Source organism: Cloacibacillus sp., from assembly GCF_020860125.1.
GTDB lineage: Bacteria > Synergistota > Synergistia > Synergistales > Synergistaceae > Cloacibacillus.
The window spans coordinates 1-23,376 of sequence record NZ_JAJBUX010000115.1 but is presented as its reverse complement, the minus strand read 5'-3'; the positions used below and the strand labels follow the sequence as shown (position 1 = coordinate 23,376).

Annotated in this window: 19 protein-coding genes; 8 read left to right on the top strand and 11 right to left on the bottom strand. The window is 54.9% G+C overall.

Translation table 11 applies throughout. The features are described 5' to 3' along the window. Positions 1-4: 4 nt before the first annotated feature. The 8 genes from LIO98_RS14060 to LIO98_RS14025 form a co-directional block, all read right to left on the bottom strand. Complete coding sequence (locus LIO98_RS14060; RefSeq protein ID WP_291958549.1) at positions 5-3,145, bottom strand: efflux RND transporter permease subunit; 3,141 nt, start codon at positions 3,143-3,145, stop codon at positions 5-7. A gap of 3 nt (positions 3,146-3,148) precedes the next feature. Beyond that, complete coding sequence (locus LIO98_RS14055) at positions 3,149-4,384, bottom strand: efflux RND transporter periplasmic adaptor subunit (protein WP_291958545.1); 1,236 nt, start codon at positions 4,382-4,384, stop codon at positions 3,149-3,151. 117 nt (positions 4,385-4,501) lie between these two features. Continuing rightward, complete coding sequence (locus tag LIO98_RS14050; protein ID WP_291958542.1) at positions 4,502-5,113, bottom strand: TetR family transcriptional regulator; 612 nt, start codon at positions 5,111-5,113, stop codon at positions 4,502-4,504. A gap of 211 nt (positions 5,114-5,324) precedes the next feature. Then, positions 5,325-6,608, bottom strand: coding sequence for a TRAP transporter large permease (locus LIO98_RS14045; protein ID WP_291958539.1), 1,284 nt, complete (start codon positions 6,606-6,608; stop codon positions 5,325-5,327). Between the two features lie 3 nt (positions 6,609-6,611). Next, a complete protein-coding gene (locus LIO98_RS14040; protein ID WP_291958536.1) occupies positions 6,612-7,094 on the bottom strand; it encodes a TRAP transporter small permease in 483 nt (160 codons plus the stop codon). Positions 7,095-7,098: 4 nt separating this feature from the next. Beyond that, positions 7,099-8,079 (bottom strand): DctP family TRAP transporter solute-binding subunit, encoded by a 981-nt coding sequence (locus LIO98_RS14035; RefSeq protein ID WP_291958533.1) that lies wholly within the window; start codon positions 8,077-8,079, stop codon positions 7,099-7,101. 185 nt (positions 8,080-8,264) lie between these two features. Next, positions 8,265-8,561: a cupin domain-containing protein gene (locus tag LIO98_RS14030; RefSeq protein ID WP_291958531.1), complete on the bottom strand. Its 297-nt coding sequence runs from the start codon at positions 8,559-8,561 to the stop codon at positions 8,265-8,267. Between the two features lie 46 nt (positions 8,562-8,607). Continuing rightward, positions 8,608-10,749 (bottom strand): AMP-binding protein, encoded by a 2,142-nt coding sequence (locus tag LIO98_RS14025; RefSeq protein WP_291958528.1) that lies wholly within the window; start codon positions 10,747-10,749, stop codon positions 8,608-8,610. A gap of 168 nt (positions 10,750-10,917) precedes the next feature. Here LIO98_RS14025 and LIO98_RS14020 point away from each other — a divergent pair, with 168 nt between their 5' ends. Then, positions 10,918-11,562: an acetyltransferase gene (locus LIO98_RS14020; RefSeq protein WP_291958525.1), complete on the top strand. Its 645-nt coding sequence runs from the start codon at positions 10,918-10,920 to the stop codon at positions 11,560-11,562. A gap of 113 nt (positions 11,563-11,675) precedes the next feature. Here the strand turns inward: LIO98_RS14020 and LIO98_RS14015 are convergent, their stop codons facing one another. Further along, positions 11,676-12,092 carry a helix-turn-helix transcriptional regulator gene (locus LIO98_RS14015; RefSeq protein WP_291958522.1) on the bottom strand — a complete coding sequence of 139 codons (417 nt, stop codon included), beginning with the start codon at positions 12,090-12,092 and terminating at the stop codon, positions 11,676-11,678. A 135-nt stretch (positions 12,093-12,227) separates the two neighbouring features. Here LIO98_RS14015 and LIO98_RS14010 point away from each other — a divergent pair, with 135 nt between their 5' ends. The 4 genes from LIO98_RS14010 (at position 12,228) to LIO98_RS13995 (ending at position 16,251) form a co-directional block, all read left to right on the top strand. Then, entirely contained in the window at positions 12,228-13,229 is a 1,002-nt protein-coding gene (locus tag LIO98_RS14010; protein ID WP_291958519.1) for a DctP family TRAP transporter solute-binding subunit, read from the top strand. A 78-nt stretch (positions 13,230-13,307) separates the two neighbouring features. Beyond that, positions 13,308-13,799: a TRAP transporter small permease subunit gene (locus tag LIO98_RS14005; protein ID WP_291958517.1), complete on the top strand. Its 492-nt coding sequence runs from the start codon at positions 13,308-13,310 to the stop codon at positions 13,797-13,799. 10 nt (positions 13,800-13,809) lie between these two features. After that, positions 13,810-15,096, top strand: a complete 1,287-nt coding sequence (locus LIO98_RS14000) for a TRAP transporter large permease (protein WP_291958514.1) — start codon at positions 13,810-13,812, stop codon at positions 15,094-15,096. A gap of 3 nt (positions 15,097-15,099) precedes the next feature. Beyond that, positions 15,100-16,251: a M24 family metallopeptidase gene (locus LIO98_RS13995; protein ID WP_291958511.1), complete on the top strand. Its 1,152-nt coding sequence runs from the start codon at positions 15,100-15,102 to the stop codon at positions 16,249-16,251. A gap of 30 nt (positions 16,252-16,281) precedes the next feature. Here the strand turns inward: LIO98_RS13995 and LIO98_RS13990 are convergent, their stop codons facing one another. Further along, positions 16,282-17,622: an MATE family efflux transporter gene (locus LIO98_RS13990; RefSeq protein ID WP_291958508.1), complete on the bottom strand. Its 1,341-nt coding sequence runs from the start codon at positions 17,620-17,622 to the stop codon at positions 16,282-16,284. Positions 17,623-17,837: 215 nt separating this feature from the next. Continuing rightward, positions 17,838-18,596: an FCD domain-containing protein gene (locus LIO98_RS13985; RefSeq protein ID WP_291958505.1), complete on the bottom strand. Its 759-nt coding sequence runs from the start codon at positions 18,594-18,596 to the stop codon at positions 17,838-17,840. A 378-nt stretch (positions 18,597-18,974) separates the two neighbouring features. On the opposite strand from LIO98_RS13985, the gene LIO98_RS13980 reads away from it, so the two are divergent. From LIO98_RS13980 to LIO98_RS13970, 3 genes are read left to right on the top strand one after another with little or no spacing between them, the layout of a single operon-like run. Then, positions 18,975-20,681, top strand: coding sequence for a thiamine pyrophosphate-binding protein (locus LIO98_RS13980; RefSeq protein ID WP_291958502.1), 1,707 nt, complete (start codon positions 18,975-18,977; stop codon positions 20,679-20,681). A gap of 18 nt (positions 20,682-20,699) precedes the next feature. Beyond that, on the top strand, positions 20,700-21,875 hold the full coding sequence (locus LIO98_RS13975; protein ID WP_291958499.1) for an FAD-binding oxidoreductase: 1,176 nt from the start codon (positions 20,700-20,702) through the stop codon (positions 21,873-21,875). A gap of 34 nt (positions 21,876-21,909) precedes the next feature. Continuing rightward, positions 21,910-23,271 carry a TRAP transporter large permease subunit gene (locus tag LIO98_RS13970; protein WP_291958496.1) on the top strand — a complete coding sequence of 454 codons (1,362 nt, stop codon included), beginning with the start codon at positions 21,910-21,912 and terminating at the stop codon, positions 23,269-23,271. Positions 23,272-23,376 lie beyond the last annotated feature (105 nt).

The window sequence follows — 23,376 nt, the reverse complement described above, 5'->3', positions numbered from 1 at the left end:
CCTCCTACTCTTTTTCCTTCTGTATCTTATGTTGTTTGAAGCTTCCTTTTACCTTCTCGCGTGCGCCCTGGAAGATTACGAAGAGCGCCGGGATCAGGAACACGCCGAAAATAGTAGCCGCGCTCATTCCGAAGAAGAGCGTCGAACCGACGGCTTTGCGGCTGGCGGCGCCGGCGCCCGAGGCGAAAAGCATCGGAAGCACGCCGAGGACGCAGGTAAAGGCTGTCATGAGAACGGCGCGGAAACGTTCGCTCGCCGCGGTGGCCGCCGCCTGTATCAATGGCAGGCCGTGGTCCTCGCGCTGTTCTTTGGCAAATTCAACGATGAGGATCGCGTTCTTCGCGGCAAGTCCGACGAGGAGGAGGATGCCGAGCTGTCCGTATATTGAAATAGGCAGACCCATCAGCCTGAATCCTCCAAGGGCGCCGAACATAGCTACCGGCAGCGAAAGGATGACCGGAACCGGCGTGGACCAGCTCTCATACTGGGCGACGAGGAAGAGGTAGGCGAAGATCAGCGCGATGACAAGGACCATCATTATGCCTCCCTGCGAATGCTGCTCCTGATAGGTCATCCCTGACCATTCGTAGGAGTAGCCCTCGGGGAGCACCTTTTTCGATATTTCGTTTATACGCTCGATGCCCTGTCCGGTAGAGAATCCCTGCTTCATGACGATGGTGATCGCCGCGGAGGGGAACAGGTTATAGCGGCTGAGGGAGCGCGGCGCGAGTATCTTGCGCACCGTCATCAGGCTCTGCAGCGGCACCTGTTCTCCGTTCGCGTTGTTGATGAATATCCCGCCGATACGTTCGATGCTGTTTCTGTAATTCCAGTCGGACTGTACCATAACGCGGTTGACCTGAGTGCCCATGTTTATATCGTTGATATAGGTGGAGCCGAAGTAGGTCTGCAGCGTGGAGAATATCGTCCCAACCTGTACGTTCATGAGCTCGGCCTTTTCGCGGTCGATGTCCAGATAGAGGTGCGGCGTGTTCGCCGTAAATGAGCTGAAGGCGTAAAGGATTTCCGGCGACTGGTTCAGCTCCACGAGCACGGCCCTCATGACCTCCGCCAGCTTGGCGGGGTCGTTTTCCACCATTGACTGGAGCCTCATGTCGATACCGGAAGCCATGCCCAGTCCCTGGATCGCCGGCGGCGTGAATACGTTGGTCTGCGCCTGCGGATATTTTGCCGCGATCGCCGCGACCTTGGTGACGATTGCTGACTGCTGTGTCTCTTTAGTCTTACGCTCGCCCCACGGTTTGAGAGGGAAGATCATGGAGGCGACATTTTCCCCATAGCCGCCCATGATGTTATAACCGTAAATGTTTATTGTCGCATCCACACCGGGGATCTTTGCGATTTCCGCGACCATCGGTTCTACTACCTGCTCCGTTCGCGGTCTTGTGGCGCCCTCCGGGAGCTGTACCGTGGCAAAGACGACGCCCTGGTCTTCGTCAGGTATGAACGCCTGCGGCGAAATCTTGATTATCGTCCAGCAGGCGGCGATGATGACGGCCAGCATAACAAGCGCGACGACGGTACGTCTTGTGATCCAAACCGCGCCGCCGACATATCCGCGTGTCGCGCGTGTCAGTGTAGTGTTGAACCATTTGAGCGGGCCGCGTTCGGCAGGCTTTGTCTCACGCAGCATATGGGCGCACATGGCGGGCGACAGGGTGAGGGCGACTATCAGCGAGAAGCAGACGGAGAAGCCGATAGTTACGGCGAACTGTTTGTATATCTGTCCCGTGATTCCCGTCATAAAGCCGACGGGGACGAAAATCGCGAGGAATACCAGCGTTGTCGCGGCCATTGGCCCGGTAACGTCTTTCATAGCCTGTATCGTCGCGGTTTTTGGGTCGCACTTGTCTCGCTCCATGACAAACTGTACTCGTTCGACGACGACGATGGCGTCGTCGACGACCGTTCCGATGACGAGCACAAGTCCGAAGAGAGAGAGGATATTGATGCTGTATCCCATTCCCAGCAGCGCCGCGAAGGTGGCGAGAAGCGAGACCGGGATCGCCGCGACAGGCACGAGCGTGGTGCGCCATTCCTGAAGGAAGAGGTAACAGACGCCGACGACGAGGGAGAAGGTCAGGATCAGCGTCATCAGTATCTCTTTTATCGTCTCTCTGACGTATTTGGTTGAGTCGTACTGCACGTCAAGCTTCATATCATGCGGCAGGTTGGCTGACAGCTGCTCTATCGCAGCCCTTGCTCCGGACATGACGTCCAGCGCGTTTGAACCCGCCGCCTGTGACATCGCGATCATCGCGGCGGGCGCGCCGTTCAGGTTCGCGCTTGTGTTATAGCTTTCCGCGCCGAGCTCTATGCGGGAGATATCGCGCAGCTTTACCAGGCCACCCTGTGCCGTTGTACGTATGATTATATTTTCAAAGTCTTTGACATCCGAAAGGCGTCCCCTGGTCTGCAGTGAATAGACGAGCGGGCTGTTTATATCGCTGCCCGGGGTCGCGCCGATGGAACCTATAGACGCCTGTTTGTTCTGGCTCTGGATCGCCGCCGCCACGTCGTTTATCGAAAGTCCAAGCGAAGCCACGCGGGCGGGATCAAGCCAAATGCGTATGCTGTATTTGGCGCCGAATACCTGGACGTCACCCATGCCGGGGACACGCTTCAGCGTATTTCTAACATTGCTGTAGGCGTAGTTCATCAGTTCAAGGTCTCCGTGCGTGCCGTTGGGAGATGTCAGTCCGAGGAAGCCGAGGGTATCGGAGAACGACGTCTCGACCGTGATACCCTGTTCTACGACCTCGGAGGGCAGTTGAGGCGTGACCTGGGAGACACGGTTCTGCACGCGTGCGAGCGCCATGTCAGGGTCCGTTCCCGTCGCAAAGGTGACGTAAAGCGAATATTCACCGTTGTTGTTCGACGTGGAGTTCATGTAGATCATGCCGTCGACGCCGTTTACCTGCTCTTCCAGAGGCACGGCAAGGGTGTTGGCTATAGTCTCCGCGTCTGCTCCGCGGTAGGTTGTGGAGATGCGTATCTGCGGCGGCGCGACCTCCGGATACTGCGAGATCGGGAGCGAGAAGATCGATATTACGCCTGCAAGCGCCAACACAATGCAGACGACCATTGCGAAGCGCGGGCGTTCAATGAAAAATTTAGAGAACATTATCTATTTTGCCTCTTTCGCAGCGCCGCTGTCGCCCGAGGTCACGATTTCCGCTCCGGATGTGGCGTCAAGCGCGCTGTTGGAGTCGTAGACGTTGGCCGACGCTGAGGTGTCGATCCTTACCTTCATGCCGGGGCGCAGGTTCTGCAGTCCGGCGGTTACCACATTTTGTCCGTCTTTAAGGCCGCTAGTGACTTCGCGCAGCGAACCCATCTCACGTCCGAGTTTGACCCTGACGATATGGGCCGTGTTGTCGGCCTCCACCACGTACACGTAGTCTCCCTCTTCATCCGCCATAACGGCAGTCTGGGGAATAACGTTGACGATATGGCTCTTGACCGGCTGCGTGAATACACGCACCATCTCTCCGGGGATGAGCATGCCGCCGTCGTTTGTAAAGCGCAGGCGCATCATGACAGTTCCCGTCATCTGGTCCACGGTGTTGTCCTCAAAGTCGCGCTGTCCGGGGACGTCGAGCTCGGTGCCGTTGCTGAGTATCAGCTTAGTCTTATATACGGAGCCCTCTTTCTTGAAGAGTTCGAGCTGGTCGAGATAATCTCTGTCAGGCAGCGAATAGGAGACGCGCACGGGGTTCATCTGGACGATCGTGGCCAGCGCGCCGCTCGCGGGGGTCACGTAGTTGCCCTTGGTAAGTTTGGCGATGCCGATCTTACCGGTTATCGGGGAGGTTATGCGCGTATAGCCGAGGTTTATCTCCGCGAGGCGAAGGTTGGCCTTTGCCTGGGAGACGGCCGCGCGTCCCTGCAGCACGTTGCTCTCCGCCGTATCGCGCTCCGCCGCCGAAACAGCGCGGGTCTCCGCCGCCTGGACGCGAGCGTAATATTTCTCTGCGGCGTCAAGGTTGGCGTTGGCCTGTTCCAGCTCTGCCTTACGCAGCGCGACGGTAGCCTGGTACTGGGCGGGGTCTATCTGAAAGAGCAGCTGTCCCGCCTTCACGATAGAACCCTCTTTGAAACATACCTTCGCTATTTCACCCGAAATCTGTGGCTTTACCTGAACGGACTGGATCGCTTCGACGCGCCCCACATACTCGGAGGGCTGCGACGAGGAGTCGGCCTTCTCCACGGGTTTTACGATGACGAGCGGCTCCGATGCCTGCGTTGCCTGCGGCTGCACCCTTTTCTCACCGTTCCATGCCTTATAGCCATAAAAGGCCGCTGCGATCACTACAATGATGACCGCTATTTTGATCCAGCCTGATTTTTGTTTGCTGTTCAACTCAATATTCCTCTTTTCTTCCGAGTTTTGCATTTTCTATATGCACCTTCTCTTTCTTAAAAATCCTTTCGATTAGTGCTGACCTGAAAGACAGGGCTAATTATAGCGATTTTATTATTATTTTGCGTTTAATTCTTTCGCAAAGGCATCAAATAGTATATCGGTATATTGCGGAAATTCTTCCGGCAACAGGCCTGAAAGCTGCATCACACATAGTCCGTGGAAGATGGAGCTGATGAGCACCGCTACCACCACCGACGAGATATCTTTCCGGAAACGGCCCTCCTCCTGTCCCTTGCTGATGAATTTTTCCACCATGAGCCTTTCCCGCTTGATCGAATCCTTTATGATTCGCTGTACGCTCTGCTGGATATCTTCCGGCCACTCGTCCCTCTTTGTCATGATCTTGTGGATCTTCTTATTGCGGTCGTTTTCCAACAGAACGGCCAGGGAATTTTTGTAATACTTCCGTAGCTTACCGGCCGAATCGGGGGTGTTGAAGAGCTTTTTTACCTCATCTCCCGCGTGATTGCAGATCTCTTCCATGAGCTGCAGCAGCAGATCGTTCTTATTCCTGAAATGCCAGTAGAGCGCGCCCTTAGTCAGGCCCACGTTTGCCGCTATCTCGGTGAGGGAGGTGTTTGAGAAGCTCTTTTCACTGAAAATATCAAGTGCCGACTCCAAAATCTTTGCCCTAGTCTCAAGCGCCGCCGCCTTCGTTCTTCGCATCCTTTCACCTCCTGTTTATATGGATGACAGACTAGAAAATTGTACATACCGACAGGGAGGTATGTCAATAGTGAGGACGTTATTTTTAAATAGTGAAAAATAACTTTAATAGAGATTGGAATGAATATATCTATTGCAATAATAAATATAAAACGGGCCGGATTGTTTCATACCGGTCCGTTTGAAATGTTATCCTTACTGTTGTTTACCGTTATGCTCCGGAAGATACCACCATGTTCGGCAGCCATGTCGACAGCGCGGGAAAGGCGATGATCAATATCAACACGATGGTCATCGCGGTGAGGAAGAAAAATATATAGCGGAAGGAGTCTTCGTAGGCGATATCCGCGACCTTGCAGGCCGTCATAAGATCCACTCCAAGCGGCGGCGTGTTGGCGCCGATCGCCATATTCAGGCAGACCATCACGCCGAGGTGTATGGGGTCAACGCCTATTTGCGTCATGATCGGCATGAAGATGGGGATCACGATGAGGATGATCGCCGTTGTCTCCATAAAGGTGCCCAGCACCAGAAGCATGAGGTTGAAGAAGATCAGCACCATCCAGTAATTGTTTGAAATGCTGAGAATGGCAGCCGCTATCTTTTGCGGGATGTCCTGCGATGTGAGTATCCAGCCGAAGAGGCTTGCTGCGGAGATGATGAAGAGTACGACGGCACTCGTCTTTGCCACCTCCAGGCATATCTCGAAGAAACGCCGCCATGACAGTTTATGATAGACATATTTTGAAAGTATCAGAGCGTAGAAAGCGGCTACGCCGCCGGCTTCCGTCGCGGTGAATATCCCCTGCAGGATGCCAACGATTATTATCGCCGGTGTGACCATTGGCAGGAAGGCGCCCTTAAAGGCCTCCCACTTTTCGCGCGCGTCGGCCTTTGGCAGGCGGGGATAATTTTCCTTGGCGGCGAAGTAATATGATATCGCCATCAACGAACCTCCCGCCATGATGCCAGGAATGAAACCTGCGATAAAGAGTTTTCCTATCGAAGTTCCCATCGTAACGCCGAGGATGACCATGACGATGCTTGGGGGTATTATCGTGGCCAGCGCGCCGCCGCAGCCGAGCAGCGAAGCGCTGAAAGCCGGACGGTATTTTTGTTCCTTCATCGCCGGCAGCATTATTGAGCCGATCGCTGCGACGTCAGCCACGCCGGAACCGGATATCGCGCCGAAGAACATGCAGGAGACGACCATGACCATCGCCATACCGCCGCGAATGTGTCCGACCATACTGGATGCGAAACGCATGATGCGTGGCGTAATATCTCCCTCCGCCATCAGCGCGCCGGCGAGTAAAAAAAGCGGGATCGCGAGCAGTGTGAAGGAATCTGACCCTACCACCATGCGCTGGGCGATCACCAACACCGGCAGTGTTGATTCAAAAAGCAGATAAAGGGTTCCTGAAATGGCGATCGAATATGATATTGGTACGGCAATAAGGATGCCGATAATAAGTACCGAGGCGAGGATAAACATCTTTTACCCCTCCCTGCCGAAGAGCTGGACTATATTGCGCAGGATAACGATCATCATCAGCAAGCAGCCGATAGGAAAAGCCATATAGAGTATCCCGGCGGGAATCTGCAAGGTTGTTGTCGTCATGCTCCAGGTCCTCTGTACGAGGCGTACGCCGCCGGCTATGCCGCAGGCGAGAAAGAGCAGTATGGCAAGATTGCCTAGAAGCAGGAGGATTTTTTTTATCATAGGCGACCTTGTCCTATCCATAGCTACGTTGATCTCCATGTGCTCACCGCCCACCAACGCCACTGCCGCGCCGATGAATGTCATCCACACCAGCAGCGTTTGGCAGACCTCCGCGCCCCAAGCGATCGACTGGTGGAATATATAGCGCGAGACAACCTCAACGAGCACCACGGTGAAGACGACGATCACCGACAATATGAGTAAAAGCTCAAGAGGGCGATAAGCCCTCTTGAGAAAATCATTATTCTTTTGAGACATAGGTCTATTTTCCGTATTCGCGCACGATATCCATCAAATCTTTGCCGAAGGTGCTCTCGTAGCTTTTCCATACCGGTTGTACCGCCTTCTGGAAAGCTGTTTTATCGACATCGTTGATCTCCATGCCCTTTGCCTTGAGCTTGCCGAGGAACTCGTTCTCTTCCTTTATAGTCTCTTTGCGCTGCGCGACACACCATTTCTGCGCGAGCTTTTTAACGGTCTCCTTATCCTTCGCGGATAGCTTGTTCCAGACATCGCTGTTTATGCACAGCACCGCCGAACCCCAGATATGCCCCGATTTTGAAAGATATTTCTGTACTTCGTTGAAAGCGTTGGAGTAGATTATCGCGTAGGGGTTCTCCTGTCCGTCTACAACCCCCTGCTGCAACGCTGAATAGAGCTCTCCAAAATTTATTGCCATCGGAGCGGCGCCAAGGAGCTTGAAGGTGTCGAGGCGCATCTTGTCTGGGGTGACGCGGATCTTGAGTCCCTTGAGGTCTTCAGGTTTCACGATGGGTTTTTTGTTGTTCGTTATGTGTCGAAACCCATTTTCCCACCAAGCGAGGCCAACGATACCTTTCTGGCCGAGGAGATCGAATAGGTATTTACCGAGCTTGCCGTCGAATGCCTTATAGGCGGCCTCGTGTGTTGGCCAGGCGTATGGAAGAGCCTCGATACCAAACTTCGGGTCGATCGACTGGAAAGATCCGCCGCCGATAAGTTCGCCGTCTACCGTGCCGAAGGTGAGTCCCTCCACCATGTCCTTCTCATTGCCGAGCTGTCCGCTTGGGTAGAGCTGGATAACGACACGTCCATCAGTCTCCTTCTTCACGTCGTTTGCAAACCCGGTAAGGTTCCTATGCCAGGAGTGATCGGTATTAAGGACATGCCCGATCTTGATCGTAGTAGAAGCAAATCCTGATGAGGTAAACAGAGCCGTTGCTATTAGAGCGATAGATAATACCAGAGCCAATTTCTTTACCATTTTTAAAAGTTCCTCCAGTACAAAAATAATTTATCTATGCAATGATAGTACTATAAGAAAAAGTGTCAATAACCAATTAAATAAATTTTGTTCAATTGCAAGAAATTCCATCGGTAAAAGATCGGATATGCTTGAAAAAATAAGGAATAAAAATATATTAATTAAAGAATGGCAAAACTATATGATTATTTTGCTACCACCGCGAAAAATATGAGCGGCACGCCGCCGCAGTTTTTCAGTGCGTGGGACATTCCCTTTTTTGTTGTAAAAATATCCCCTGCACGGGCGGGACATTCGTCACCGTCATAAATGTAAACACCCTCTCCAGAGATGACGGCGTAGACCTCTTCGTCATCATCATGGCGGTGCAGTCCGATGCTGGCTCCGGGCGCTAGCTCGATACGGGAGGCAAACGTCAGCGGGCCACAAGAGGGAGGAATCGGCGAGGCGAATATCCTTGCCTCGCCGATTCCTCCACGCAAATTCGCAGTTATTTCAGGTTTTTCATCCTGCTTTATCAGAGCCACGCTACTCCTCGGAGCTCATGTTCTTGAGCATTTCGTCAAGTTCGACATAGCTTGTCTTGCCGTTGCCGAGCAGGGGGATCGTCTCCATGTGGATGAGCTTCTTGGGGATCGCGATTTCCGCCATGCCGAGGTCGGAAAGTTTCTGGCGCAGGTCGTCGCGTTTCATGTCGGCTCTTGTAGTCACCGCCGTCAGGGTCTCGCGGTTCGCGCCGTGCATCATCGTGACGGCGTGTTGTTCCTCGGGCCATATCTCATAGATCGCCTCTTCGACGGCGGCGAGCGATATCATCTCTCCGCCGATCTTAGCGAAGCGCTTCGCGCGCCCGAGAATAGTCACGTACCCCTCGTCGTCGATGTGAACGATGTCGCCGGTGTCATACCAGCCATCCTTGGGCGGCTCCAGGACGCCGGGGTTTGAGATTCTCAAATAACCGAGCATTATATTGTCGCCCTTCAGCCAGAGGCGGCCTCCGTCATGTACTCCGTCGACCGGTTCGAGGCGGTACTGTAACCCCGCGACGATCGTCCCGACGGTGCCGGTCTTATGGTGCGCGTAGTAGTTGTTCGCGACGACCGGCGAGGCCTCGGTGACGCCGTAGCCCTCGGTGATCCGGACGTTGAAGCGCTCGAACCAGGTCTGCTGGGTCGAAGTTCTGAGCTTTTCCCCGCCCTGCACGAGAAGACGCATCGTCGCGAAGTCATAGTTATCGCTCGCGGCCTTCGCGTAGCCGGCGAGGAAGGTGTCCGTGGCGAAAAGCAGCGTTATACGTTCGTCGTAACAGATGGCGGCGATCGTCTTATAGTGCAGCGGCGACGGATAGAGATAGACAAAGAAACCCAGCGATACGGGCATGAATACGCCGCAGAGCCCGAAGGAGTGGAAGATCGGCATCGCGTTGAGGACGCGGTCCGAGCGGTAGAAGTCAACGCGCGTGAACATCTGCGCGTGGTTTGTGTTGAGGTTTTTATAACTGAGGACCACGCCCTTGGGCGCTCCCTCCGAGCCGGAGGTGAAGAGGATCACCGCCGGTTTTTCTTCCGCCTCGGGGCTTACGGGGTTTGAGCGCAGGAAGAAGGTGCGCAGCGCGGCGGAGAGTTTTTTGCCGGCCGTGATCAGCGGTGCCGCGTCTTCAAGCCAGAATATGCGGATACCGGCCTCCTCTATCGCCTGTGAGAGCGCCTCCAATTTGCCGAGTTCGATAAACCTGCGCGACGAAACGACCGTCCTGATGCGGGCGGTACGGCAGCAGTTGACAAGAGAGCGGGGGCCGAGCGAGAAGTTAAGCATCGCCGGCACCTTGTCGATTTTTTGCAGCGCGTACATCGAAATTACGCCGCCGAGCGAGGTCGGCAGCAGCACGCCGATATTGTCTCCCTCAAGGTTCTGCCGGCGCAGCGCCTCCTCTATCAGGAGGATGCGCGTAATGAAGCCGTTATAGGTGACGGGTTTGGCTCCGGCGTCGCTGAAGATCCGCACGTTGCCGCCGAATTCCCGGCGCGCGTCAAGCAGGATGTCCCAGAAGGGTTTCCGTTTCCGGCGCGCCGCGAGGGAGGCCTCGTCCATGATGCACTCCAGCGCTCGTCCGGCGGCTGCGTTGCGCTTGGACCCCGTCAGTCCCTCGGGGATATTGAGATTCTGAACGGGGAATACGGTTATCGTCACCTCGGAGAAGAATCGCACCCCGCATTTGTGCTGGATGCGTGAGAAGGGCGTGCGCTCCGTGCCCTTGATATGTATCGGCAGGATCTTTGCCTTGGTGTGGTCGGCGATCATCGCGACTCCCTGCGAAACCTTCATAGGGTTGCCGATGGTGGTGGGCTGCAGTTCGGGGAAGATGACGCAGCGTCCGCCGTTTTTCAGCAGGTTAAGGAAATATTTGAGCGAGAGCGGAGCGTCCGCGTCCAGTATATGGGTGTCGGCTATCGGCAGAAAGAGTCCGGCGAAGCGTTTTTTCGTCAGACGCCGCTCAATGGCGAACGGGACCTTCTCCGGCAGGAAAGCGGCAAGAATCAGCGGATCGATGAACGAAACGTAATTTGGCGCGATAAGGACGCCTTCGCCGGCATTTTCCCAGTTTTCCCAGCCCTTTACCTTTACTCGGAAGAAAAGGCGCAGTATGAGTTTTACAATGAGTCGACGCAAAGATACCCCTCCGATGGCTCCGTAAAAATAGTGGAAGCGCAAGTCTGGTATGATATACAAATTATATCATGATATGACTGGATTCCGTGGTTTTTATTTTACTTTATAAAGAATTAGGATACAATAAATATATCGTAGATATATAAATAAGTAAAGGAAAGGGTGGTAATGATGGAGAAGAGAGATAAGGTTTTTCTTATCGGTGCCGGAGACCACGCAAAAGTAGTGCTCTCGACGCTCGAAGCCTGCGGCGTGGAGTGTGCGGGTATCTACGACGATAACCCGGAGCTGTGGGGAAGGACGCTCTGGTGTCTTCCCATCATAGGGCCGGTGTCGGAGATGCCCGACACGCCGGAGACGATGGCCGTCATCGCGATCGGCTCGAATGTGGTTCGCCGTAAGATACGCGAGCGGTTCAGGGAGGCCTGCTGGCCGGTATTCGTTCATCCGATGGGGATTGTCCACAGCTCGGTACGTCTGGGAGAGGGGACGGTCGTCTTCGCCGGCTGTATTATCGAATCCGACGCGGTGATCGGCAAGCAGAGCATTATCAATTCCGGCTGCTTCATCGGCCATGACAGCAGGATCGGCGACTTCTGCCACATGGCGCCGAAGAGCGCGATCGCGGACAGCGTCACGCTGGGCAACGGCGTATTCCTGGGGCTGGGTTCCATGGTGCGCCCCTACACGACGATACTTGACGACGTGACGATCGGCATGGGCAGCTCCGTTGTAAAAAAGCTCGGGCCGGGCGGCACCTATGTCGGCACGCCGGCAAAAAGGATCATGACGCCGGTCATTGATAAAGATTGAGGTTTATGTATATCTGAAAAATTCTATCCGCAGCGGGAATAGATTTGCATAAATGATCGGCTGGGAGGCTGTGCTATATCTTGGGGCGGCCTCCCGGTCGTTTTGTGCGTATATTAAATATTTTCTTTGCCGGGCCTGTCAAGCGACCGCCGGCACGCATCCAGCATATCGGCGATTATCTCGCGGTCGGCGCCGGAAAACGCGGAGGCGCTGTCGATGCTGTACCAGACCCTTCCCAGCATCGTCGTGATCTCCGGGGTCGTCAGAGGGCGCATCTTTTCATCGGATGCCGTACCGGAGGAGAGGCGCGCCGCATCTTCGGGCGCCGGCAGAGCCTCCGCGTCCAGCCAATAGGCCAGCCCCCGTCCCGAACGCTCCACAATCTGGATCAATATCCGATAGGACGGCTCCTTTTTGCCGCGTTCAAGCTCGCTATAGTACGCGGGAGATATATCCAAAATCTCCGATACCTTAGACTGCGACCTGTCTCCCCTATATTCCCGCAATAACACTGCAAATGATTTAGCCATGTAATAGACATTAAACAGTCATAACGAAAGAATCAATATAAATAAGCGTACATATAATATGTTATAGCGTTGATTTATACGCGATAGCAGATATAATATTGGCATATTCATATCACATTCTGCGGAGGGAAAATCATGAAAAAATTATTGGCCAAAATCGCGGTCGTCTCGCTGACGCTGTCGCTACTGGGTGCGCCGTCGTATGCGGCGGCGAAGAGTATCGAGCTTAAATTAAGCCACGCAACGCCCAGGAGCAGCACCTGGCACCAGGGCGCAGAAAAATTTGCGAGCATAATAAAGGAAAAGACCTCGGCAAAATATGATATTAAGATCTACCCAAGCGACGAGCTCTCCGGCGGAAATCAGGTGGCGGGAATCGAGCTGCTGCAGACCGGCGTTACCGATATCCATATGCAGGACGCCCTCGTCTGGTCCGCGATAGCGAAGAAGAGCATCCTGCCCTGTTTCCCCTGGCTGCTGCCAACCTATAAGGATGTCGACGCGGCGATGCGGGGCGAGGGCGGAAAGGCCATGAAAAAGGTCATCAACGAAGTGGGCGTCGTCTGTCTCGCGATCGGCGAGAACGGCTACCGTCAGGTGGTCAATAACCGCAATCCCATCCAAAAGCCGGCCGACATGAAGGGGCTCAAGATCCGTGTGCCGGGAAGCAACGTGCACGTCAACCTGCTTAAATATATCGGAGCCGATCCCATAACGATGAACCAGTCGGAGGTTTATACCTCGCTGCAGCAGGGTACGATAGACGCCTGCGAAAATACGATCGACCTGCTGTTTACTCAGAATACGCTCAAGGTGGTCAAATTTATCTCGCTTTGGAATTATTCCTACGACCCGATCTATTTCTCCGTGAGCACGGAGCTTTGGGAGCGGCTCTCCGCGGAGGAGAAGAAGATCTTCCAGGAGGCCGCCACAGAGGCGATGGCGTATCAGGTCAAGGTCACGCGCGAAAAGGACCTGCAGCTTCGCAAGCGCCTTGGCGAGTATAAGGTGAAGGTGGTAAGCGAACTTTCCCCCGAAGGGCTTCAGGCTTTCAAAAAGGCGGTAGCTCCGATATACAAGGACTACAAGAAGGAATTTGGCGAAGAGATATTCAAGCAGTTCGGCTATAAATTCTAGTTTGTTCAAATGGGGCGGCCTCTGCCTTACGGCGGAGCGCCGCCCTCTATTTATATAATATGGGGGCGATAAAAGCATATGAAAAAGATAGTATTTTTGTTAAGTAAATTTGAAGAGATAATCATGGTGGCCGGCGGCCTGCTGATGGTCTTTATGAACTTCGCGAATGTGGTCTGCCGCTACCTTTTGCCGACCACGCCCTTTTCATATACGGAGGAGCTTGTGGTCCTGCTCTTCGTATGGGTGAGTATGTTTGGAATCTCGTACGCCTACAGGCGACGGGCGCACACGCTTCTTACGATCTTATCGGACAATATACCGGGAAAGTTTCAGATAATAATCGTCGTTATCTCGATGTGCGCTTCTATGCTTCTGATGTTTCTTATCGCGAAGACCGGCTGCGGCATGGTGATGAATCAGCTCAAATACAACCAGATACTGCCGGGTATGAAGATACCGGTCGCCGTGATGGGATGGGCCGTCCCGCTGGGCGCGGCGGCGGCGCTGCTGAGCGCGGCCGCGTCGGGATGCGAAGAAATTCGGTCGCTGATGGCGGGCGAAGAGAAGTAGAGATGACAAAATGACGGGCTTGATACTGATAGGCGTATTCTTTTCCCTCCTTATCCTGAGAGTGCCGGTGGCCGCCTCTATGGGGCTGGCGGCCTTTGCCGGCATCGTGCAGATGGGATATAAGATATCGGTCTTTCCCACGGTTTTCTATGCGGCGATCGCCAAGTACACGATGCTGGCGATCCCCTTTTTTATCCTCGCGGGAGTGATCATGGATCACGCTGGGATATCGAAGAGGCTGATCAATCTGGCAAATGCCTGCGTGGGGCATCGCCGGGGCGGCCTGGTGGTCGTCACGGTGATCGTCGCCTGTTTCTTCGCGGCCATTTCCGGTTCGGGGCCGGCAACCGTCGCCGCCATCGGAGGCGTTCTTATCCCCGCGATGTCCAGGCAGGGATATGACAAAAATTTCGCGACGGCGCTGGTCGCCTCCTCCGGCGGCATCGGCATGATAATCCCGCCGAGCATCCCCTTCATCATCTACGCGATGCTCGCCGAGGTCTCCGTTGGTACGATGTTCATGGCGGGGATCGTCCCGGGGCTGCTCTTCGGCCTCTTCTTCGTCGCCGCGGCGCTGCTCTACCTGCGTAAGGACAAAAACCTCATCTTGCAGGAAAAATGCAGCCTCCATACGCGCTGGCAGGCGTTTCGGAGCGCCGTCTGGGCGCTTTTGATGCCGGTGATAATCCTTGGCGGTATCTACGGCGGCATCTTCACGCCGACCGAGGCCGCCGGCGTGGCGGTGGTCTACGGCCTCTTTGTGGGAGTCTGCGTCTACCGGGAGATAAGGGTAAAAGAGCTGTGGACCGTCATGGTGGATTCCTTCGTCTCCTCGGCGATAATCATGTTCATCATGGGCTGCGCGGGAGCCTTTACGTGGATACTTACCACCTCAGGGGTGACAAAAGAGCTTACGGACCTTTTGCTCTCACTGACAAGCGACCGGAACGTCATGCTCTTTATCATCACGGTCATCTTCGTCATCGCGGGCTGCTTTGTCGATTCGGCCTCCGGTTTTTATCTGCTGCTGCCAATACTGCTGCCGATCATTAAGGAGATGAACTATTCTCCGATCGCCTTCGGCGTCATCGCGACGGCGAACTTTGCCCTTGGTCAGGTGACGCCGCCCGTCGGCTCGAACCTTTTTGTCGCCTGCAATATCGCCGACGTCACGATGAAATCCCTCGTCGCCAAGGTGTGGCCCTTTCTCATCGCGGGTTTTGTCTGCCTGCTGCTGATCACCTACATGCCGTGGCTGATAACCTTCCTGCCGGCGCTGATGGGGATGAAGCTGTAGGCCATGCATATAACAAAAGAGGAGATCCGGCAGCGGCAGGAATATCTGCGCTACACGATGGCGGAGATGGATGTGGACGCCCTCTGCGTCGGCGCCTCGGCGCAGATAGATACGAGGGGGATATTCCGTTATCTGATAAATTATTACCTTCCGGTCTTTGAGGAATACCTTGTGATCCCCCGCCGGGGGCCGGTCGTGCTCTTTACGCATGACGGCTGCGGGGCCGATTACGCGAAAGCCTTCGGCGTCGTTGACGAGGCGAGGCTCATACCAGAGGGCGAATATGCAGCGGACCCCGCCGCCTGCGTGGTATCTTTCCTGAACGATATCGGCTGTAAAACCGCCGGTACCGCCTGGAGCAGGGGAATATCAGCGTCGTTCTGTCTATCTTTCCAGAGCCGCCTTGGCAGTATCAAAACGAAAAACCTCACCGCCGTACTTGACCGCATGAGGATGCTCAAGAGCCCGGCGGAGACAGCCCTCATCAAAGAGGCGGTAAAATTAAATGAATCTGTCCTCAAGCGGTATCTTGGAAATATCGCGGCGGGCGGCAGCGAACTGGACGCAGTCAGCGACGCCTCTTACTATGCGTTGCAGAACGGCGCGGAAGACCTTTATTGGATGACGTCGTCCGCGAAAGTTCCTGCCCTCGGCTTCCTCGCCGCCTCAAGGGCGCGTCCACGCCGCTGGCGGCAGGGGGACTATCACTATGTCGTGCTTGAGCATTCATGCCGCGGAGGTTATTTCAGCGAAATCACCCAGCTGGTCTCCCTGGGCAGGCCTAAAGACGAATACGTCGAAGCCTACAGAGCGGTAACGGCGGCGCAGAAGGCGGCAGCTTACGCCATAAGGCCCGGCGTTCCCGTCTCACGGCTTGCAGACGCCGCGCAGAATGTACTGGCGGAATATGGTTATTGCCGTAAAAACGACGGTCCCTCGCCCTGCGTAGGCCACTCGCAGGGACTGGACGCCTGGGAGCCGCCGCGGATCAGCGGCGACGAGAGGATAACGATCCGGCCCGGCATGCGCTTTAACATTCATCCCGTTGTCACCCTGCCTGACGGCGCGAAAATTACCTCCTGCCTCTCGTACCTGTCGACTGAGGGCGAGGCGGAACTGCTGTCCGCCCCGCCCGGAGAGATCGTCGTTATCTAGCCTTCGCCTATGCGGCGACGGCACTTTCGCCTATTTTACCACCAGCGCCTCCGGGCTCTTGAGCCAGCGTATTATCCAGATGAGGAAGCCGGAGGATATCACACATCCGCCGATATCGCCGCAGGGGAAGGACATCCAGACTCCCAGCAGCCCAAAGATGCGCGGCAGTATTATCAGCGGGATGAACATACAGAGCACATGGCGGCAGAAGGAGAGGACGAGCGAGGCAAAACCCTTACCCAGCCCCTGGAGCGCCGAGTTGGTGACGATCGTTACTCCCATAAAGGGAAGTCCGACATAGCCGACTCGCATCCCGGGGACGCCGATCGCAAGTAGCGCGGGGTCGTTCGTAAAGAGGCGCGTCAGAGGTTCCGCGAATATCTCCGCGAGGGTAAAGCTGATGATATAAAATCCTACCGCCATGCCGAGGGCGCAGTAAATCGCCTTTGTCACGCGCTGCGGCATGCCGGCGCCGTAATTATAGCCGACGATCGGCTGCGAGGCCTCGCCGATGGCCATCGCGGGCAGGAAGAGCAGCGAATCGAGGCTGAGGAATATTCCCATCGCCGAAAGCCCGTCGTCGCCGCCGTACTTTATGATCAGCTGGTTCATCAGCGTCATATAGCAGACAAAAGAGAGCTCCATGAAAAATGGAGCGCTGCCGACTGCGCAGATCCTCTTAAAGACCTCCCAGCGCGGCAGCCCGATAAAGTGCGCGCGGATGCGCAGCGGGGCCTCCCTGCGCCAGAAGAAGGAGAGTCCGAATATCGCGGAGACGGCCTGCGCGAGCACGGTGCCGTAGGCGGCTCCCTCGACGCCCATATCGAGCGTGATGATGAAAAAGGCGTCGAAAAGGACGTTGCTCACCGCGCCGACTATCTGCGTGCACATTGCGTACTTCGGGTTTCCGCTGGCGCGCACGAGGAAATTAGCGCCGAAGCCGAAGAGCGCGAAGGGCGCTCCGAGCAGGATGATTCGCAGATAGGGGCGCGCCATTTCGAGCACCTCTCCTGAGCCTCCTGCGAGGCGCAGCATTGTGTCTGTCGCGAAAAAGCTCGTGGCGATGGAGGCCGCGCCGACGATTGCCAACAGGACGAACGTCGTCGTCAGCGCCTGTTCCGCGGGGCGCCGTTTGTTCGCGCCGAAGAGGATCGAGACCCTGGAGGCGCCGCCGACACAGATGAGCAGCGTGAAGGCCATCAGCATCATCATCATCGGAAAACTTACCGTGATCGCGGCGAGCCCTACCGAACCGACGTAGCGCCCGACGAAGATACGGTCGACTATATTATAAATAGCGCCGGCGATCATGCCGATGATGGCCGGCAGCGCGAAACTCAGAATGAGCTTCGGTATGGGCTCTTTCCCCATGCGCCTGTGCTGTTCTTCCTTTAATGTTGACGAGTTAATGATAAAAACATCCCTTCATTGGTAATCACGCCATTATAACATAAAAAGAAAGGCCGTTTTGCCAATAGCGAGGGGAAATGGGAGACGAGGCAGCGGTTCGCGAACAAATATTTTTCAATGGTATTCACTGTCTTTTTGTTAGACTAATACCGGTTAGACCTGTGAATGACTATCCTCTAGAGTAAAAGGCTGAGGGCGTCTAAAATTTTCTGGGTATGTTCTTCCGCGAGAGCCCGGGCGAGCTCCGGGTCCCTGTTTTTTATCGCCCTTGCGATCGCCGCGTGGCCGAGGCCGAATGAGTAATTTGTCTGTTCGAGCAGGACGACGAGGAAATCTCGGGCCGCGATGTCCTGATTGACGAGATGTATCATCGCGGCAAGTACCTCGTTTTTGCCCGCCTTGGCGATCGTCTCGTGAAAGAGCCGCCCCATCGCCGCCTGGTGGTTCTTGCCGTGCGAATCGTGGATATCTTTTAGAAGCGTGTCGAGGATATCACCATAGGTACAGATCGTCGTGATCTCTTCCGCCGTTGCGTTTTTCGCGGCGAGCCAGGCGGCCTTCCGCTCAAGGGCCTGTCTTGTCGTCACTACGTCTATCAGTTTTTGGATGTTTGCCGAACCGCTGCTGCCGAGGATGTCGACGACATTCTGCGTGGCGTCGCTGAGGTTTTGCTGCAGGTGATGGCGATATAGTACGGACCTTCCCTCTTCCGATATTATCCGGCCTCTGTTCTCTACGGAGATAAGATATCCCGCCTCTTCGAGGCTGGCCAGGCAGCGTCCCACGGTCGGCGCGCTTACGGTTATCTCCCGTCCCTTCAGTTTGAGCGCAAGGGCGTTGGAACCCAGCGGGGAGGCGCTGCCCTCTATTATATCAAGCAGGTTGTATTCAAGATCAGTGAGAGCCACGCGGTTATCCTCCGTTACGATTGTCATAATTATGAATATTATGCTATCTTCCGTCCGCATTCCCGTCAATAGCTCTGTTAATTGAATCTTTTTATAAACAAAAGTCTACACAGAAAATTTTAAAAAAATATTTTTTGAATCTATTGACAAGTTGTCTAATAATATCTATATTATAGTTGCTCATCAATGATTAATGTGAGTGCGGAAATAAAATTAATAACGACAATAATTTTTAATAGAAATAGTTAATATTGGCGCATATAAAGGCTTAAAGTGCGCTAATAGGGGTGATTTTTGTCAAAAATCCGCGTTGTAGATATTTGACGATTGCTATAATTAATCTTTAATGATCAGCATTAATAGAATATAGAAATCAAAAACGATGAACAAGGAGGCGGCAATGGTATGAAGTGCGGAAAGATACTTTTGGAGATGTTAAAGCTTTACAAGGTCGAATATGTTTTCGGCCTGCCCGGCGAGACCACTCTTGGGTGGTACGACGAGTGGAAACGGTTCGAGGGCATAGAACATGTAATGGTGCGCGACGAAAGAAACGCGGTCTTTATGGCAGACGGCTACGCAAAGGTCAGCGGCAGACCGGGCGTATGCGAGGGGCCCAGCGTCGGCGCGCCGCACATGCTGCCGGGCGTCGTTGAGGCGTACAGCTCCTCCATCCCGCTTATCGTTATCACCTCCGATATCCCGCTGAACGGGGAAAAACACAACATGCTTACCGGAGCGGACCAGAACAGCATGTTCAAAGCATTTGTAAAAGATACCTTCAACGTATATAAGGCAGCGGATATTCCATTTATCATCCGCCGCGCCTTCCGTCTTGCGACGAGCGGCCGCCCCGGCCCTGTGCATATCCGTCTCCCGCAGGATGTGCTGAAAGAAGATGCCGAAGTGAAAGATTTATATGCGCAGCCGGAATTCGCCGCCTGTCCCGGCAAGCGTTTTCGCGCCTCACAGGAGGATATCTCCGCCGCGGCCGGACTTCTTCACGCTTCAAAACGCGGCGTGATGATCTGCGGGCAGGGGGCGCTGCTGTCCGGCGCCTGGGCCGAGGTGGAAAAAACTGCGGAAAAATATGGACTAGCGGTGCTGACGACGATCAACGGAAAGGGAATCATCAGTGAATCTTCCGATTATTCCGGAGGCATCGTCGGCGCACGTGGCGCAAACAGCGTCGCCAACGCCCTCATGCGGGACGCCGACCTGATTTTCTTCGTCGGTTCCAGCACAGACTCTGCCGGTACCGCGAGCTGGAAGTTCCCAGCAAAAGAGGCCGCCGTTCCGATGATACAGCTTGATATCAACGAGGCCGAGCTTGGCAACAACTACCCCGTGACGGTCACGATGCTCGGCGACGCGAAAGCCACGCTCGCCTCGCTGCTTGACGCCGACAGGGATTATATCTGCGGCAGCCATGCCAATATTGAGAAGCTCAAAAAAGATAAGGCGGACTATACGCTCGCGGTAGAGCGCGCGCTTGATATGTCGAATGTTCCCTGCGACCCCGTGCGGCTCGTGAAGGAGACGGAAAGTGAGATGCCGAAGGATTCGATCCTTGTTGTCGATCCGGGAATCAGCGCCGTCTATCCCGCCGGTTTCATAAAGTCAAGCGGCGGACGCCGCGACTTTGTCTGCAACTTCGCGCAGGGCTCCCTTGGATACGCCACCGCCGCGGCGATGGGCGCGGCAAAGGCCTCTCCCGAGAGCACGATCGTGCATATCACGGGAGACGGCAGCTTCGGCTTCTGCGCGGGAGAGTACGAGACGCTCGCGAGGACTGGCGGCAATATAAAGGTGATACTCATCAACAACCATTCCTTTGGCTGGATACGTGTATCGAACGATATGGCATACGGCAATGAGCCGTTTGCCACCGAGTTTGCGGATATCGATTACGTGAAGATCGTCGAAGGATTCGGAATCCCCGCCGCTCGCCTTGAAGAGGGTGACAGTCTCAGCGAACGTCTTAAAGAGCTGTTCGCAAAGGAAGGCGTCGCATTTCTCGAAATAGTCTGCGCTCCGGAAGACGAGTGTGTCCCCCCCGTGCCGGGCTGGGCGGAGAAGGCGCGCGAAAAGGGCATGAAAAACCATTATTAAGGGAGGGTTTTATCCATTATGGAAAAGAACGCGGATGTCATTGTAATAGGTTCCGGTGTAATCGGTTCCTCTGTTGCCTACAATTTAACGAAAAAGGGCGCCTCTGTTCTGATGCTTGAGGCCGGCACGCTGGGCTGCGGAGCTTCGTCGGCCTGCGACGGGTTCGTCATACTTCAATCCAAGAGCCCCGGGCCGCACCTGACGATGGCCCTCGCCTCCGAGATACTTTACCGGACCCTCTCGGAAGAGCTCGACTACGATATTGGCTACAGCCACTGCGGCGGTATGATTATCATCGAGCGCGAAGAGGAGCTCGAGGCGATGAAGATATTTATGTCGAAGCAGAAGGATCTTGGACTTGATGTATCGCTCATCTCCGGTGATGAAGCGAGAATCGTTGAACCCGCACTTTCAAAGCACATCGTCGGCGCTACTATCAGCACGCGCGACGCGCAGGTAAACCCTCTCTACATGGTAAACGGATATATAACGGCGGCAAAAAGACTTGGCCTGCGCGTCAAAAAACATAAAAAAGCGACGGATTTTATACGGGACAAGGAGCACGTGATCGGCGTAAGATGCGGCGGCGACAGCCTGTACGCCGATAACGTAGTCGTCTGCAACAGCATCGGCGCTCCTGAGCTGTTCGCAAAGATCGGCTGCGAGCTGCCAATAATCCCCCGCAGGGGGCAGCTTGTCATTACCGAACCTGTTAACCCGTTGATTTATCATGTGATGCTCTGCTCGCGCTATATCGCCGCGAAATACCATCCGGAACTTCTGGAGGGCTCCTCCGACGAATCTATACGCCTCGGCGTCGGCATGGCGCTTGAACAGACGGCGGAAGGCGGCCTGCTGATCGGAAGCACGCGTGAATTTGTCGGCGCCGACCGTTCCACGACGGTCGCTGGCGTGCGTGCGGTGACGCAGCACGCGGCGCGCATCGTTCCCGCCCTGAAGCGTATCAGAGCGGTACGCACATTTGCGGGGCTGCGCCCCTACACCCCGGACGGCAAAGCCTTCATGAGAGCGGTGCCGGAACACAAAGGGTTATTCATCGCGGCGGGGCATGAGGGCGACGGCATCGCCTACGCCCCGATCACCGGAAAGACAATCGCCGAGCTGGTCGTTGACGGCAGCACAGGAGTCGACCTTACCCCCTTCGCGGTGGACCGCAAGATTGAAAAACACTGAGGAGACTGAAATCCCATCATAAGGAGGTCTTGAAATGTTATCTGTAATAGTACCGTTGATAGTACTCTTTGGCATCGTTCTGATTCCGATAAAGGCGATAAAAAAATACAACATCATTCTCGCTCTTTTACTCTGCTCAGCCACCGCGCTCGCCATGGGCGGGGTATCGCCGGAGGTTATTCCCGGCGCGCTGCTCAGTGGCATCGAGCGCATCGCGTGGGTCATCGGCCTCTCCATATTCGGCAGCATCTACGCTCAGACACAGGTTAAGCTGGGTACCATCGACACGGTCCTTGGCTGCCTCAAGGCCTCTGTGGGGAGACGTCCGAAGGGGCTTATCATCTCTATCTTTCTTACATTGGTCATCGCCGGCTCGCTCCTTGGCGACGCCATCGCCTCCTGCACCGTTATCGGAATACTCGTGGTCAATGCGATGGACGACCTGGACATCGAACCGGACAAGATAGGCTCCATCATTATGATGGGCGGCATTCTCGGTTCGCTCATGCCTCCGATCACGCAGGGATTCTTCCTCTCGGCGAGCCTTGTCGGGGTCGATGTCGATCCTGTGCTCAAGCTGGGGTATCTGACGGTGGGCGTTTGTGTCGTGGTGGGTGCCTTCGTCGCGGTGCGCTTCATACCGAAAGAGATGCGCTCAAAGACGGCGGTACCGGAGCGCCGCGCCGGGCAGATATTCGCCGAAGAATGGCCCCTTCTGATACCGCTCGGCATACTCATCCTGATTGTGGTCCTCCGCACTGGTTTCAAAGTAGAGCTGCTGCTAATAATAGACCCGGTTCTGGAACTCTTCAAAGATATTCCGATACTGAGGAACATGTTCAACCTCAGCGGCGCAAGCCGCACGAATCAGGCGATTATTGCCGCGATCATTGCCAGCTTCTGCTTCCCCGCCGTCTTTAAAGAGGGCGTATCGGTACTAAAATCCGGCATCAGCGGCGTTGGGAAGACGGTGGCCATACAGGTCTGCGCCGGTATAATGCTTGGCTCCTTCTACGCATCGGGCATGATCGCTAAAATAACGGCTTACACGACGAACCTTTCTCCACACCTTCTGAAACTGGGCGGCGGTATGATGATGGGGCTTGTCGGCATGATAACGGGATCGCAGACGACGGCGCAGAATACCATATTTTCTTTCTTAAGCCAGATACTTGTTAAAAATCTCAATGTCGACCCCGTACTTACGGCGCTCGGCGGCGCGCACATCGCCTGTGCCGGACAGTCGCTGCCTCCGGCGAACCTCACGGCCTTCGTCGTTGCCGGCATCGTTGGCGGCGTCCTGATGAAAGACGTCAATCCGATAAAGATATCCATCTACGCGCTGCCTGTGACGGTCGTTTGCTTCGTAATAGGCTTTGCGGCGTGGTTTATATAGGAAAAAGGAGGCTGTGGGCATGGAACTGATACAGAGACACCCGATACTGGACTACAAACACGGTCGGGAAGTGACATTCACCTTCGACGGGCGAGAGCTCAAAGG

Coding starts and splice junctions, on each gene's coding strand:
- LIO98_RS14045 (WP_291958539.1), bottom strand. CDS start 6,608: ATGTTTATCCTCGCCTCGGTACTTATTATCGGCATCCTTATTGCCGTA.
- LIO98_RS13970 (WP_291958496.1), top strand. CDS start 21,910: ATGTTATCTGTAATAGTACCGTTGATAGTACTCTTTGGCATCGTTCTG.
- LIO98_RS14035 (WP_291958533.1), bottom strand. CDS start 8,079: ATGGTAAAGAAATTGGCTCTGGTATTATCTATCGCTCTAATAGCAACG.
- LIO98_RS13985 (WP_291958505.1), bottom strand. CDS start 18,596: ATGACAATCGTAACGGAGGATAACCGCGTGGCTCTCACTGATCTTGAA.
- LIO98_RS14040 (WP_291958536.1), bottom strand. CDS start 7,094: ATGTCTCAAAAGAATAATGATTTTCTCAAGAGGGCTTATCGCCCTCTT.
- LIO98_RS13975 (WP_291958499.1), top strand. CDS start 20,700: ATGGAAAAGAACGCGGATGTCATTGTAATAGGTTCCGGTGTAATCGGT.
- LIO98_RS14020 (WP_291958525.1), top strand. CDS start 10,918: ATGATGGAGAAGAGAGATAAGGTTTTTCTTATCGGTGCCGGAGACCAC.
- LIO98_RS14060 (WP_291958549.1), bottom strand. CDS start 3,145: ATGTTCTCTAAATTTTTCATTGAACGCCCGCGCTTCGCAATGGTCGTC.
- LIO98_RS14000 (WP_291958514.1), top strand. CDS start 13,810: ATGACGGGCTTGATACTGATAGGCGTATTCTTTTCCCTCCTTATCCTG.
- LIO98_RS14005 (WP_291958517.1), top strand. CDS start 13,308: ATGAAAAAGATAGTATTTTTGTTAAGTAAATTTGAAGAGATAATCATG.
- LIO98_RS14015 (WP_291958522.1), bottom strand. CDS start 12,092: ATGGCTAAATCATTTGCAGTGTTATTGCGGGAATATAGGGGAGACAGG.
- LIO98_RS13995 (WP_291958511.1), top strand. CDS start 15,100: ATGCATATAACAAAAGAGGAGATCCGGCAGCGGCAGGAATATCTGCGC.
- LIO98_RS14010 (WP_291958519.1), top strand. CDS start 12,228: ATGAAAAAATTATTGGCCAAAATCGCGGTCGTCTCGCTGACGCTGTCG.
- LIO98_RS13980 (WP_291958502.1), top strand. CDS start 18,975: ATGAAGTGCGGAAAGATACTTTTGGAGATGTTAAAGCTTTACAAGGTC.
- LIO98_RS13990 (WP_291958508.1), bottom strand. CDS start 17,622: ATGGGGAAAGAGCCCATACCGAAGCTCATTCTGAGTTTCGCGCTGCCG.
- LIO98_RS14050 (WP_291958542.1), bottom strand. CDS start 5,113: ATGCGAAGAACGAAGGCGGCGGCGCTTGAGACTAGGGCAAAGATTTTG.